Source organism: Bradyrhizobium sp. BRP23 (genome assembly GCF_020194135.1).
In the GTDB taxonomy this organism is placed as follows: domain Bacteria; phylum Pseudomonadota; class Alphaproteobacteria; order Rhizobiales; family Xanthobacteraceae; genus Bradyrhizobium; species Bradyrhizobium yuanmingense.
The window spans coordinates 485,282-498,149 of sequence record NZ_JADYVW010000006.1; the positions used below are offsets into that span (position 1 = coordinate 485,282).

Annotated in this window: 13 protein-coding genes; 2 read left to right on the forward strand and 11 right to left on the reverse strand. The window is 66.0% G+C overall.

Annotation, left to right across the window (positions count from 1 at the left end; all coding sequences use genetic code 11):
• Positions 1 to 211 precede the first annotated feature (211 nt).
• Positions 212 to 1,726 carry an ATP-binding protein gene (locus I6F24_RS19810; protein ID WP_225149181.1) on the forward strand — a complete coding sequence of 505 codons (1,515 nt, stop codon included), beginning with the start codon at positions 212 to 214 and terminating at the stop codon, positions 1,724 to 1,726.
• 3 nt (positions 1,727 to 1,729) lie between these two features.
• Here I6F24_RS19810 and I6F24_RS19815 read toward each other — a convergent pair whose 3' ends face one another.
• From I6F24_RS19815 to I6F24_RS19850, 8 genes are all read right to left on the reverse strand, one after another.
• Entirely contained in the window at positions 1,730 to 2,467 is a 738-nt protein-coding gene (locus I6F24_RS19815; RefSeq protein ID WP_225149182.1) for an ABC transporter ATP-binding protein, read from the reverse strand.
• Positions 2,464 to 3,312, reverse strand: a complete 849-nt coding sequence (locus I6F24_RS19820; RefSeq protein WP_225149183.1) for an ABC transporter ATP-binding protein — start codon at positions 3,310 to 3,312, stop codon at positions 2,464 to 2,466. The genes I6F24_RS19815 and I6F24_RS19820 overlap by 4 nt, the downstream gene beginning before the upstream one ends.
• Positions 3,312 to 5,135 (reverse strand): ABC transporter permease, encoded by a 1,824-nt coding sequence (locus tag I6F24_RS19825; RefSeq protein ID WP_225149184.1) that lies wholly within the window; start codon positions 5,133 to 5,135, stop codon positions 3,312 to 3,314. Before I6F24_RS19825 ends, I6F24_RS19820 begins: the two co-directional genes overlap by 1 nt.
• Before the next feature lie 53 nt (positions 5,136 to 5,188).
• Positions 5,189 to 6,346, reverse strand: coding sequence for an ABC transporter substrate-binding protein (locus I6F24_RS19830; protein WP_225142112.1), 1,158 nt, complete (start codon positions 6,344 to 6,346; stop codon positions 5,189 to 5,191).
• 57 nt (positions 6,347 to 6,403) lie between these two features.
• Positions 6,404 to 6,979: an alkylhydroperoxidase domain protein gene (locus I6F24_RS19835; protein ID WP_225149185.1), complete on the reverse strand. Its 576-nt coding sequence runs from the start codon at positions 6,977 to 6,979 to the stop codon at positions 6,404 to 6,406.
• A gap of 11 nt (positions 6,980 to 6,990) precedes the next feature.
• A complete protein-coding gene (locus tag I6F24_RS19840) occupies positions 6,991 to 7,590 on the reverse strand; it encodes a CMD domain protein (protein ID WP_225149389.1) in 600 nt (199 codons plus the stop codon).
• Positions 7,591 to 7,628: 38 nt separating this feature from the next.
• Positions 7,629 to 8,666: a putative FMN-dependent luciferase-like monooxygenase gene (locus tag I6F24_RS19845; protein ID WP_225134431.1), complete on the reverse strand. Its 1,038-nt coding sequence runs from the start codon at positions 8,664 to 8,666 to the stop codon at positions 7,629 to 7,631.
• A 160-nt stretch (positions 8,667 to 8,826) separates the two neighbouring features.
• Positions 8,827 to 9,609, reverse strand: a complete 783-nt coding sequence (locus I6F24_RS19850) for a MetQ/NlpA family ABC transporter substrate-binding protein (protein ID WP_036027487.1) — start codon at positions 9,607 to 9,609, stop codon at positions 8,827 to 8,829.
• A 333-nt stretch (positions 9,610 to 9,942) separates the two neighbouring features.
• Here I6F24_RS19850 and I6F24_RS19855 point away from each other — a divergent pair, with 333 nt between their 5' ends.
• The gene (locus I6F24_RS19855) at positions 9,943 to 11,730 is read left to right on the forward strand and encodes a peptide ABC transporter substrate-binding protein (RefSeq protein ID WP_057026455.1); all 1,788 of its coding nucleotides are present in this window, start codon (positions 9,943 to 9,945) and stop codon (positions 11,728 to 11,730) included.
• A 286-nt stretch (positions 11,731 to 12,016) separates the two neighbouring features.
• On the opposite strand, the gene I6F24_RS37785 is transcribed toward I6F24_RS19855, so the two are convergent.
• From I6F24_RS37785 to I6F24_RS19870, 3 genes are all read right to left on the reverse strand, one after another.
• Complete coding sequence (locus I6F24_RS37785) at positions 12,017 to 12,295, reverse strand: DUF2934 domain-containing protein (RefSeq protein WP_225149186.1); 279 nt, start codon at positions 12,293 to 12,295, stop codon at positions 12,017 to 12,019.
• A 129-nt stretch (positions 12,296 to 12,424) separates the two neighbouring features.
• Complete coding sequence (locus I6F24_RS19865) at positions 12,425 to 12,610, reverse strand: hypothetical protein (RefSeq protein ID WP_225149187.1); 186 nt, start codon at positions 12,608 to 12,610, stop codon at positions 12,425 to 12,427.
• Positions 12,607 to 12,768: a DUF2934 domain-containing protein gene (locus tag I6F24_RS19870; RefSeq protein WP_074447557.1), complete on the reverse strand. Its 162-nt coding sequence runs from the start codon at positions 12,766 to 12,768 to the stop codon at positions 12,607 to 12,609. The genes I6F24_RS19865 and I6F24_RS19870 overlap by 4 nt, the downstream gene beginning before the upstream one ends.
• Between the last annotated feature and the right edge of the window lie 100 nt (positions 12,769 to 12,868).

Genomic DNA, 12,868 nt, shown 5'->3' on the forward strand with positions numbered 1-12,868 from the left:
ATCTTGATCTGCGTCATTTCGGGCCGAGCGATGGCGGTCTGCACCATCTTCCCCGAGCCGGCGCCGTTCGGCACCGGGTTCCTGCCGCGCGCGGCGGAGCTTTCCGGTTTTGGCGTGGGCAACACCATCTGATTCGCGCTGGAGCGCTCGACGCGCCGCGGCTGGATTGATAAGCCGCTGTCCGCGAATGACGGGACTTTGAGTCGGGGACATGACGGTTGCGATCGAGATGGGGCAGACCACGGCAGGCGCCGCGGCCGCCATGGACCTCGAGGAACTGCTGGCGACCCGTCTCCTGGTGCAGGGCAATTCGGGCTCCGGCAAGTCGCATCTCTTGCGGCGGCTGCTGGAACAGAGCGCCCCCTGGGTGCAGCAGGCCATCATCGATCCCGAGGGCGACTTCGTCACGCTGGCCGAGCGCTTCGGCCATCTGGTGATCGAGGCCGAGGATCACACCGAGCGCGGCCTCCAGGTCGCGGGCGAGCGCGCACGGCTGCATCGCGTCTCCACCGTGCTCAATCTCGAAGGTCTCGACGCCGAGAACCAGATGCGGCGCGCGGCTGCGTTCCTTGGCGGGATGTTCGACGTCGACCGCGATCATTGGTACCCGATGCTCGTCGTCGTCGACGAAGCGCAGCTGTTTGCGCCGGCGGTGGCGGGCGAAGTCTCGGACGAAGCACGCAAGCTCTCGCTCGGCGCCATGACCAATCTGATGTGCCGCGGCCGCAAGCGCGGGCTTGCCGGCATCATCGCAACCCAGCGCCTGGCCAAGCTCGCCAAGAACGTCGCGGCCGAAGCCTCGAACTTCCTGATGGGGCGGACCTTCCTCGACATCGACATGGCCCGCGCCGCCGACCTGCTCGGCATGGAGCGGCGGCAGGCGGAAGCCTTCCGCGATCTCGAGCGCGGTCAGTTCATGGCGCTGGGACCTGCGTTGTCGCGCCGGCCGCTGCGCCTCAACATCGGCCCAACCGAGACCAGCCCGCGCAATTCGACGCCGCGGCTGATGCCGCTGCCGGAAGCCACGCTTGAAGATGCCCGCGCGGTCATCCTCGCCGCACCGCCGCCCGATGCCAGCCGGCCGCAGCGACGGCCGGCTCCGGATCTGCTCGAGCAGCTTCGCGCGGCGAAGGCCGCCGCGGTGCCGGAGATTCGGGTCGAAGTGGTCGAGGCTCCCGTCAGTGCCGAAGAGCTCGCCGAGCGGCGCGAGCGCGTGGATCGCACGCTGCGTGCCGTGATGGCCGAGCCCGATGCCGGCTTCCGCGCCATCGGCGTGCTCTATCAGGAGTTCGTGGTTCGCTGCCGCATCGAGGGCTTAGGGGCGGCGGTGCCCGATCTCAACGAATTCCGTCGCATGCTGACGCATGCGCGCGCCGGGCTCGGGACGGATCTCACCGAAGACGACGCCTGGCAGGACGTGGCGCTGCGCGCCTCGATCCTGCCCGACGACATGCAGGGCGTGTTCATGATGATCGCGCGCGCGGCGAAGGAAGGCTGGCCCTGCCCCGGCGATGCCGCGATCGCCCGTGCCTACGGCTCGCACTCGCTGCGCCGCGCGCAGCGCCTGCTCGGCTACATGGAGGAGCAGGGCCTGATCGTCGTCCAGCTCGACGGCGGCGGCCGCCGGATCGTGACGCTGGTGGAGCTCGCCTGGGCGACCGCGCCGGGCGATCCCAACGGCGATCATCAGCCGGCGGAGCAGGTCGCGAGCGCGGCGTCGGCTTGAGCGTCAGGCCGCCTCGGAGCCACCGAGATAGGCGTCGCGGATGCGGGGGTCGTCTTTCAGCGCGCGCGCGGGGCCAGACAGCACGATCTTGCCGGTCTGCAGCACATAGGCCTCGTGCGCGATCTCGAGCGCGAGGCTGGCGTTCTGCTCGACCATGAAAACCGAGACGCCCGCCTGGTTGATGCTGCGGATCAGCTCCAGCACGCGATCGACATAAAGCGGCGACAGGCCCATGGTCGGCTCGTCCATCACGATCATGCGCGGGCGGCTCATCAGCGCGCGCGCCATCGCCACCATCTGCTGCTCGCCGCCGGACAGCGAGCCGGCGCGCTGCGACAGCCGCTGGCCGAGCTTCGGGAACAGCGTCAGCATCCTGTCGAGATCCTGCGCGATGGCGTCGCGGTCATTGCGCACGAAGGCGCCCATCAGGATGTTCTCGCGCACGCTCATGTCGGCGAACAGCCGCCGCGCCTCCGGCACCGAGGCGATACCGCGGCGGACGATCTGCGGCGTGGAGAGCCCGATCAGCGAAGCGCCGTCGAACGTCACCTCGCCCGAGCGCGGCTTCACCAACCCTAAGATGATCTTCATCGTGGTCGACTTGCCGCTCGCGTTGCCGCCGAGCAGGCAGACAATGTGGCCGCGCGCAACCGTGATCGACAGGTCGAAATGCACCTGGGCCTGGCCGTAGAAGGTGTTGACATCAGACAAAGCCAGCAGCGGTTCGGGTGCGCTCGTCATGCCGCGCTCTCCTGCTCAGTCGTCCCTGATAGCCCATGGCCGAGATACGCCTCGATCACCTTGGGATCGCTCCGCACCTGCTCGCCCGGCCCTTCCGCGATCTTCTTGCCCTCGTCCATGACGATGACGCGGTCGGACAGGCGCATCACCATCTCCAGCTTGTGCTCGATCAGCAGGATGGTCAGCCCTTCGGCTTTCAATTCGGCGACGAGCCCCTGCATCTCCGCGGTCTCGGTCGGGTTCATGCCGGCGGTGGGCTCGTCGAGCAGCAGCAGCCGCGGCTTCAGCGCGAGCGCACGCGCGATCTCGACGCGGCGGCGGTTGGCGTAAGACAGACTATAGGCGGGCTGGTCGATGCGCGGCAGCAGCCGTTCGCCGAAACGCGCGAGGATGGCCTTCACCTCCTCGCGCAGCCGCTCCTCCTCGGCCCTGACGCGCGAGGGACGCAGCAAGGCCAGACCCAATTCCAGCAGCGAGCCGATCACCGGCACGGCCGGCTTCACCGCGCGCAGCCGCGTGTGCGCGCCGATCAGGACATTGTCCATGACGCTGAGATTGCCGAACACGCGGCCGAGCTGGAAGGTGCGCGCGATGCCTTCGGCCGCGAGCCGCTCCGGCGACAGGCCGGTGATGTCCTGCCCTTCGAAGCTGACGGTGCCGGCATCGGGCCGATCCAGCCCGGTGACGAGATTGAACAGCGTCGTCTTGCCGGCGCCGTTCGGGCCGATGATGCTGATCAGCTCACCCTTGGCGAGATCGAGGTCGATCGTATCGACCGCGGTGAGGCCGCCGAAACGGCGCGTCAGGCCGCGCAGGGACAGCATGGCGTGAAGCTGCTTCTCCATCAGACCGTTCCCAACAGGCCCTGCGGCCTGAACCGCACCAGCAGCAAGAGAACGATGCCGTAGATCAGGATGCGGTACTCGGCCGCGATCCGGAACACTTCGGGCAGGCCGACCAGCGCGACCGACCCGACGATCGCGCCGACGACGTTGCCGAGGCCGCCGAGGATCACGACGGTCAGCGCCAGGATGGATTGCTGCGTGTTGAAGGTCTCGTGGTTGATGTAGGAATAGAGATGTGCGGCGATGCCGCCGCTGACGCCGGCGGCGAAGCCGCCGAAGATGAAGGCGATCGACTTGTAGCGGTTTAGGCTGAGGCCATAGGCGCGCGCGGCGATGTCGTCGTCGCGGATGGCGCGAAAGCTGCGGCCGAGATGCGAGGTAAGCAGCCGTCCCTGCAGCAGCGCCAGCACGACCATCACCGCAAGGCTGAACCAATAGACCGAGGTCGGGCTGATCAGGTCATAGCCGAACAGCGACAGCGGCGGGATGCCGGAGATGCCGATCGGGCCGCGCGTCACGCTCTCCCAGTTCAGGATCACCAGCGCCACGATCTCGCCGATCGCGAGCGTCGCGATCGACACGTAATGCCCGCGCAGGCGGAAGGACGGCGAGATCAGGAGCGTGCCGAGCGCGGCGCTCATCAGGCCACCGCCGATGACGGCAAGTCCGGCCGGAACGGCCAGCGTCAGCGACAGCAATGCGGAGGTGTAGGCGCCGATCGCAAGCAGCGCAGCATGCCCGAGCGAGACCTGCCCCATCGTGCCCGCAACCAGCGTCAGGCTGAGCGCGAGCATGCCGAGCAGCCAGGCGTTGATCAGGGTCTGGAGCACGTAGAAGGACACCGGAAACAGCGGCAGGATCGCAAAGCCGGCAACCGCGACCAACAGCGCCCAGCGGGGAATATTCACCGGGCGGCTCGGCGCGATGAACGTGCCGGTGAGCGGCTCGGGCGGCGCCTGCCGTGCGCTGACGAACAGGCCGTTCGGCCGCAGCACGAGCACGACGACGAGCAGCAGGAACGCGAACAAATTGCGGTAGCTGGTGCCGAGCACGGCGACGCCGTAGCTCTCGACGAGGCCCAGCAGCAGGCTGCCGATCACCGCGCCCGGCACGTTGCCGGCGCCGCCGACGACTTCCGCGACGACGCCCTTGAGCGTCGCCTGAAGGCTCATCGCCGTGTCGATCTGGTTGTAGTACATGCCGACCAGCATGCCGGAGACGCCGCCGAGCGCCGCCGCGATACCGAACACGGCCTGATTGACCCGGTTGACGTCGACGCCCATCTGCATGGCGGCGTCGCGGTCCTGCGCGGTGGCACGCACGGCCCAGCCGAGCTTGGTGTAACGCAGGAACACGAACAGCAGCAGCGCACTGGTGAGGCCGACGCCGGCAATGAGCAGATCAAGCGGCCCGATCGTCCCGCCACCGACCTGGAAGCGGACATCGGGCAACTGGCTCGGCAGCGCGCGCGGATTGGGCGAGAAGATCAGCATCACCAGTTGGTCGAGCACGAAGCTGATGCCGATGGTCGCGAGCAGCGGCGCGATGCGCACCGAGTTTTGCAGCGGCCGCAGACCGAACCGCTCGATGATCAGACCGACGATCGCCGCGGCCGCGGCGACCACGATGATGGTAAGAGGCAGCGGCGTGTGCAGCTGCACCACCGCGATCCAGCCTATATAGGCGCCGACCAGATAGATCGAGCCTTGCGCGAAGTTGATCAGTCGGCTGACGCCGAAGATCAGCGCGAGCCCGACTGCAACGAGCGCGTAGACATTGCCGACGATCAGCCCGTTGATGGTGTGGTCGAGCCAGGAGGACACGCAGCATTCCTAATCAGGGAGAAGCGGCCGGAGCGATCGCTTCGGCCATCACATCAGGTCGGCTTGCCGTCCCAGAGCGCGAACTGGCCCTTGCGCACGACGAGTTCGGCGTTCATGGCGCCCTTGACGCGGCGGCTCTCGACGTCGAACGTGGCCTGACCGAAGATGACGCTGGAGACGTCCTTCACCTTGGCGAAGGCATCGCGGATGGCGCGGCGGTCGGTGCCGCCGATCTTCACCACGGCAGCGGCCATGTTCATCGCGTCATAGGAATAGGCATTGAAGGCGTCGGGCTCCTGCCCGTTGTACTTGGCCTTGAAGCCGTCGATGAACTTCCTCACCTCGGGCCGCGGATCTTGCGGGAAATAGCGCGTGCCGAGATGGACGTCCTCCACCGCCTCGCCCCCGAGCTCGATGAATTTCGGCGAATACACCGAGCTGGCCGCGCAGATCGTCTGCTTCAGGCCGACCTGGCGGGCCTGGCGCGCGATCAGCGCGCCGTCGGAATAATAGGAGATCAGGATCAGGCCGTCCGGGCTGGCGTCGCGCACGCGCACCAGAGTGGAGCGGAAGTCGCGTTCCTCGGCGATGTAGCCCTCGGTGATCGCGACCTCGGCGCCGTATTCCTTGGCCGCCTTGACGAAATGGTCGCGGCTGGTGCGGCCCCAATCGGTGTTGAGGTGCAGCACCGCAAGCTTCTTCAGACCGAGCCGCCTGACGGCGTAGGACGCCAGCAGCGGCTGCTCGTCGGCCTGGCTCACGGACGTGCTCCACATGAAGTCACCGCCCTTGGTGAAGTCGGGGTGCGAATTGGTGAAGCCGAACTGCACCAGGCCGCCGCGCTGATAGATCGGGGAGGCCGCCATCGAGGCGGGACTGGAGAAATCGCCGAGCTCCATGACGATGCGGGGATCGGAGACGAATTTCTGGGCGATCGCGACCGACTGGCGCGGATCGCTCTGGCTGTCCTCGAACTGGTAGGCGAGCTTGCGGCCGTTGATGCCGCCGGCGGCGTGAATCTCGTCGAGCGCGAGATCAAAGCCCTGCTTCCACTGCGCGCCATATTGCGCGTTCGGTCCCGTGAGGGGGCCGCTGACGCCGAGCAGGATCGGTTCGGCGGATTGCGCCCATGCGGCGCGCGAGAAGGCTGTGCCAGCCATCATGGCGGCGAGCGAGCCTTTGACCAGGGTACGGCGATCGATGTTGCTCATTCACGGCTCCATCCATTCATGTTGATACAGCAGCAATTCTCGTGCCGGTGAGATTGCCTATTTCGAGGGCTCGCCGAGCGACAGCATCAGCCGGTTCGCCCAGTTGAAGAACGAGGCGCCGTTGATGACGTCGACGATCTCGGCGTCGTCGAGACCGGCGCGGCGCAGCTCGGCGATATTGTCAGGCCCGAATGCGATCGGCGTTGCGGCCAACGCCACCGAGGCCTTGACCACCGCATTCCAGCGATCGCCGAGATCGGCCCCAACGCCCTGGTCGAGCAGGCGCTGCACGTCGTCGCGCCGCTTGGAATAGGTGCTGGCGAAGCGCGCATGCACGGAGGCGCAATAGATGCAGCCGTTGTAACGCGAGGTCGCGGCAGCGGCGAGCTCGCGCTCGGCGCGCGGCAGGCCGTCGGCGACGTTGTAGAAGATGTCCTTGTCGGTCTTGGTGCGGGCCTCCAGAACTTCGGGATCGCGCACCAAGAGACGAAAATATTCCGACTTGGCGCGGGCGCGGTCGACGAGGCCGGCGTAGTGCCGCTCGGTCAGCTCGGCCTCGGGCAGAGGGTCGATCCACGAGACCCAGCCGAGCTCGTCCTGGGTGAAGGCGACGGGCGGATTGACGGTGCTCATGATTGGACCTCCTACGCGTTCGCTGCGGCGAGCGTGCGCAGGCCGGTGACGACGCGCACCTGGAACGACAGGAACGCAACGAGCTGGGACAACGTGACGATGCCGGTGGATGACCAGCCGGCAGCCAGTAGCGCCTTCATGTCGGCGGACGCGGCGTCGCGCGGGTGGAAGATAAGGAGATGCGCGTGCTCCAATGCTGCAACCAGCCGGGCGCCGAGGACCGGCTTGCGCTCCGCGCTGACGCGATAGATCAAGCAGGCCTTGTTCTCGATCGACAACGGACCGGCCGGATAGGCGCCGTATGGGCCGGAGGTCTTGCCGCGCTCGATCTCGGCGTTGATCGCATCGAGCAGAGGCGCGCCATCCGCAGTCGCGGCAAGCTTGTCGCGATAGAAGGCGGCGACGGGGGACTCGCCATGGAGCCCGGTCGCGAAGGCCGCGACCACCGCGCGCTCGGCAAGCGAAAAATCGCCGGCCTCGATCGGCTCGAACAAAGCGAGATAGCTCTTCTGCGCATTCTCGCGCGCCTGCAGGCGGCGCGCGCGGATGGCGTCGAGCGTGGAGCCGGGCTCGATGCCGGCGAGCGTGTCGATGATGTCTTGCGTTCCCATCATTCAGCCTCGTGCAACGCGTTTTTCGTTCATTCCGGCTAACCTGCGAGGGCAATGTCTTTGGCGGCCGTCCGGGTCCAGCCCAGCACTGGGGCGACCTTGTCGGCGACGAGCTCGATCGAGCGCAGGACGTCAGCATGCGGCGCATCGACCGAATGCACCTGGAAGACGAGATCGGTCACCCGTTCCAGCGTGGCGTCGGCGCGAAGCGAGGCGATGACGTGGTCGGCATCGCCGACATGGGTGTCGAACGCGGTGATCATCTCCTCCAGCGTCTCGCCCGGAGGGGGATGTCCGCCCTTCATGAATTGCGGCAGCGCGCGGCGCAGTCCGATATCGGCAAGCCGCAGCGCCTCGCGATGGTCGTCGGCAACGAAGATGCTGCGCGAGGCCATGATGCGCGGCTCGCAGCCCGGCGGCAGCGCGGCGAGATAGGCATCGATGATCGGGTTCTGGATCTCGGCGAGCGTCGCGTTCGGCGCGTCCTTGGCCCGTGGCTGCGTGCGCGAGAGCAGGAGGCCGTCGCCGGCCTTGCCGGCGCGGGCGCCGCCGGCAACGGAGAACGTCGCCTGCCAGATGCGCTTATCCAGTTGCGGCCGCTGCGGATAGAGCGTGTCGCCGCCATTGAGCGGCTCGCCGGTCAGGGCCTTGCGGACGATGTCCAAATTGCGGGCAAAGATCTCGTTGCGCTGGGCGCTGTCGAGGCCGAAAGCGGCGAAGGCCGACGGGTTGCCGCCGGTGCCGACGCCGAGCTCGAAGCGGCCGTTGCAAAGGAGATCGAGCACCGCGGCGTCCTCCGCCACCCGCACTGCGTTCTCCAGCGGCAGCGTGACGATGCCGGTGCCGAGGCGGATGCGCGAGGTCTGCGCGGCCGCATAACCCAGGAACGTGAAGGGCGACGGCAGGCCGCCCTCGCGCTCATGGAAATGATGCTGAGCGATCCACGCGGAATCGAGCCCGGCCTTCTCGGCGCGCACGATCTGCTCGGCGGCGAAGCGATAGCGGTCCGCCGCCGGCGCCTCGTCGAGCAGCCGCGTGAAGAAGCCCAGACGTTTCAGGTTGGCAAAGCGTTTCATACGATCCCTGTCGGGCGAGGATGGGCCCCGATGATGTCGGTTGCCGCAGTTCCCGACAAGCGGGCATTACGCAGGGCACATACGCAAGATTCCTGCGCAAGGCTGATCGCAAGGCTGCCCGCCGGATCGCCTTGATGTGGACTCTGGGCGGGCAGATTGCCTACCAGCTCGGCAGCACCGCGCCCTTGAACTTGGTCAGGACGAACTCCTTGACCTCAGGCGTGTGGTAACTGTCCACGAGGATCTTGACCCAAGGCTTGTCCTTGTCGGCGCTGCGCACCGCGATCAGGTTGACATAGGGCCCCTTCGGGTCCTCGCGCAGGATCGGATCCTTGACCGGATCGAGGCCCGCCTGGGTTGCATAGTTGGTGTTGATCGCGGCGGCATCGACGTCGTCGAGCGCGCGCGGGGCCTGCGCCGCGTCGACCTCGATGAACTTCAGCTTCTTGGGATTGTCGGTGATGTCGAGCACGGTCGGCTTGAAGCCGGTGCCGTCCTTCAGCTTGATCACGCCCTTGTCGCGCAGCAGCAGCAGCACGCGGCCGCCATTGGTCGGATCGTTCGGGATCGAGACCTTGCCGCCCGCGGGGATATCGCCGAAGGCCTTGTGCTTCTTCGAATAGACGCCGATCGGGAAGTTCACGGTCAGGCCGACGGATTCGATCTTGTAGCCGCGGTCGGCCTTCTGGTTGTCCAGGTAAGGCTGGTTCTGAAACGAATTGGCCTGGATCTCGCCGGCATCGAGCGCGGCGTTCGGCACCACGTAATCGGAGAACTCCAGGAGCTGGATGTCGAGGCCCTGCTTGGCGGCGATCGGCTTCACCGCTTCGAGGATCTGCGCATGCGGCCCCGGCGTCACGCCGATCTTGATGGTCTCGGCCGCGGCTGCGGCGGACCATGCGGCCAGCACGGCAGAGAGAATCAGGGGAAGGCGAAACGGCATCTTGGTCTCCTTAGGTCTTGCGGCAACGGACCCGTATTCCCTTTTCTGCGGTGCGAAATCAATGAAATGGAAATCCATATTGTCCGCGGCTCGGGGCCAGCCTTTCTCCATTCGGCCGCAAACGGAAAACGAATGCAGAGTGCGACAAAGTGCGCGCGCGTAACCCGGATGAAGCGCCGCGCAAGCAGGGCTGCTGCCGCTCGTGGCAAGAATCCCGGATTACACTTTCGTTCCATCCGCAGCCGGGCCGGCGTCCTTCTCTTTGACTCCACCACGCCCGACGTGCTGAGTTAGCGCGCACTGAGCCGGTGGCGACGAAGTGGGGATCATCCAATGAACGAGAACGAAATCCGCAATCTGGTCGCAGAGGTGAAGCAAGGCACGCTGTCGCGGCGCTCATTCATCAGGACAATGGCCGCGGTCGGAATCGCGGCGCCGATCGCGAGCCAGATCCTGGTCTGGCACGACGTCGCGATGGCTGACGCCACGCTGCCGTACAAGCCGGCCAAGGCCGGCGGCGGCGGCACGCTCAAGATGCTGCTCTGGCAGGCGCCCACCCTGCTCAATCCGCATTTCGCGCTCGGCACCAAGGACCAGATCGCCTCGCGCATCTTCTTCGAGCCGCTCGCCGGCTGGGACAAGGAGGGCAACCTCATTCCCTGCCTCGCCGCCGAGGCGCCGACCAAGGCGAACGGCGGCCTTGCGGCCGACGGCATGAGCGTGATCTGGAAGCTGAAGCGGGGCGTGACCTGGCATGACGGCAAGCCCTTCACCGCCGACGACGTCGTCTTCACCTGGCAATACGCCGCGGATCTCGCCACCGCGGCCTACACCACGGGCTCCTACAAGGACATCAAGGTCGAGAAGATCGACGACCACGCTGTCAAGGTGATCTTCCGGGCGCCGACGCCGTTCTGGGCGGATCCGTTCGTCGGCTCGGTCGGGATGATCCTGCCGAAGCATCATTTCGGCGAGTATGTCGGGGCCAAGTCGCGCGAAGCGCCGGGCAATCTGAAGCCGGTCGGCACCGGCCCGTACAAATTCGTCGAGTTCAAGCCCGGCGATATGATCCGCGCCGAGCGCAATCCCGACTATCACATCAAGAACCAGCCGCATTTCGACATGGTCGAGATCAAGGGTGGCGGCGACGCGGTGTCCGCGGCGCGCGCCGTGCTGCAGACCGGCGAGTACGACTTCGCCTGGAACATGCAGGTGGAGGAGGAGGTCCTCAAGCGCATGGAGGCCGGCGGCAAGGGCAAGCTCGAGATCACGCCTTCAGGCAATGTCGAGTTCATCATCCTCAACACGACAGACCCCTGGACCGAGGTCGACGGCGAGCGCTCGAGCGTCAAGACCAAGCATCCGACGCTGTCCGATCCCGCCGTTCGCCGCGCGATCAACTTCCTGATCGACCGCGATTCGATCCAGAAGTTCATCTACGGCCGCGGCGCCATCGCCACCGCGAGCTTCGTCAACGCGCCCAAGCAGTTCAAGTCGCCCAAGCTGAAATACGAGTTCGACATCGACAAGGCCAATAAGATCCTCGACGAGGCCGGCTGGACCAAGGGCGCGGACGGCATCCGGGAGAAGGACGGCAAGAAGCTCAAATACGTATTCCAGACCTCGACCAACGCGCCGCGGCAGAAGACGCAGGCCATCATCAAGCAGGCGTGCCAGAAGGCCGGCATCGACATCGAGATCAAGGCGGTCACCGCCTCCGTGTTCTTCTCATCCGACGTCGGCAATCCCGACACCTACTCGAAATTCTATGCCGACATGGAGATGTACAACACCACGCAGCCGCAGCCCGATCCGGAGCGCCTCTTGAACCAGTGCGTGTCCTGGGAGATCGCCACCAAAGACAACAAATGGCTCGGCCGCAACAATTCGCGCTATTCCGACCCCGAAGCCGACAAAGCCTACAAGGCCGCGCAGAACGAGCTCGATCCGGTCAAGCGCGCCGCGCTGCTGATGAAGGTCGACGAGATCTTCTGCGAGGCAAACGTGTTCCTGCCGCTGCTGTCGCGCCACGTCGTCAACGCCGGCGCCAACAATTTGATGATCGACATCTCCGGCTGGGACACCATCACGTGGAACCTGGCGGCGTGGTACCGGACCTGAGGGGGCTCGTGAGCGCACTGATGGTTGCAGCGCAGCGCGGGATTCAGATCGCGATGCCGAATCCCGTCCACTGTGTGCTCCAGATCACAGCGGAATCGCGCAACCTCGCCTACAAGGATCAGGCATGGCCGCAAACAAGGTAACGGCGGTACGCACGAGGCTGGGAAGACCATCAACAGCTACGGACTTTGTGACGCCGCCAGGGTGAACAACCCGGCGGCTTTTTCCTTGCTCGCGCGACCGGAACCTGCGGTCCGCGCGCAGAGGACGGAGATACCGCCCGGCGCTATGAAGCGCCCGAACTCTTTCGCTCCTCGCGTTCATCTTCGATCTGACGTTCGGCTTCCAGCCAGAACTCCAACTCGCGATTGCTCGGCCGTCCCGCCTGCTCCCAGAGCTCATAGGCGCGTGTGCGCACCCTGCCACGGCGCATTATGCGAAGCAGCTTTCGTTTCAGTTCCTCCGCGAAGCTCCTGAAGCGTTGTCCGGTGGTTTCATCCCTGACGAGCGAGGCCGCTCGCGTTGCGAGTTCGATCTGGTGCTCTAGCTTCTTCTGCTCGTCCACCACCGAAACTGCCGCGGAAAGAATTGTTGTCGGAGCCGTGCGGACACTAAATTCCTTTCCGGGATGGTCCGTTCCCTGAGGTGCAGCGTTTCGGAAGTGACCAGCCGAGCAGGCATCGGTTGGGCGCCGCTAGTGCCACGTCGTGTCGGCTTCGACGATCACCACCCTGATTTCAGGGTCCTCAGTCGTGTTGCAGGAGCAGGGCATGCCCTCGCCACAGCGGCAGCCGCCGAGCTTCTCGCTCCAGACCCGGAGCGGATGGTTTTCGCAGACCCATCCAAGACCCTGGCAGAATGGGCAGATCTTGTCGGTCACAGCGTATCCGGCGTCCGCAGCGTGCTCGACCTGTCCTCGTTGCGCAGCTCCTGCTCCGCCGCGTGCCAAAATTCCTCCTCGCGCCCTTCGGGCTTGCCCGCCTGCTCCCACAATTGGTGCGCGCGTTCTCTGATCTCTTGCTCGGTCGGCTCGGACAATTGCACCTCCTGCTTGGAAGCACGGCCCCACCCTGGGGGGTATGGGGGGCTTGGAGGCGGGGCCGTGCAGGCCAGCGATCGGCGGCGATGCTGACCCGCG

Coding starts and splice junctions, on each gene's coding strand:
- I6F24_RS19840 (WP_225149389.1), bottom strand. CDS start 7,590: ATGGGAACGCAAGACATCATCGACACGCTCGCCGGCATCGAGCCCGGC.
- I6F24_RS19855 (WP_057026455.1), top strand. CDS start 9,943: ATGAACGAGAACGAAATCCGCAATCTGGTCGCAGAGGTGAAGCAAGGC.
- I6F24_RS19815 (WP_225149182.1), bottom strand. CDS start 2,467: ATGACGAGCGCACCCGAACCGCTGCTGGCTTTGTCTGATGTCAACACC.
- I6F24_RS19850 (WP_036027487.1), bottom strand. CDS start 9,609: ATGCCGTTTCGCCTTCCCCTGATTCTCTCTGCCGTGCTGGCCGCATGG.
- I6F24_RS19845 (WP_225134431.1), bottom strand. CDS start 8,666: ATGAAACGCTTTGCCAACCTGAAACGTCTGGGCTTCTTCACGCGGCTG.
- I6F24_RS19830 (WP_225142112.1), bottom strand. CDS start 6,346: ATGAGCAACATCGATCGCCGTACCCTGGTCAAAGGCTCGCTCGCCGCC.
- I6F24_RS19810 (WP_225149181.1), top strand. CDS start 212: ATGACGGTTGCGATCGAGATGGGGCAGACCACGGCAGGCGCCGCGGCC.
- I6F24_RS19820 (WP_225149183.1), bottom strand. CDS start 3,312: ATGGAGAAGCAGCTTCACGCCATGCTGTCCCTGCGCGGCCTGACGCGC.
- I6F24_RS19835 (WP_225149185.1), bottom strand. CDS start 6,979: ATGAGCACCGTCAATCCGCCCGTCGCCTTCACCCAGGACGAGCTCGGC.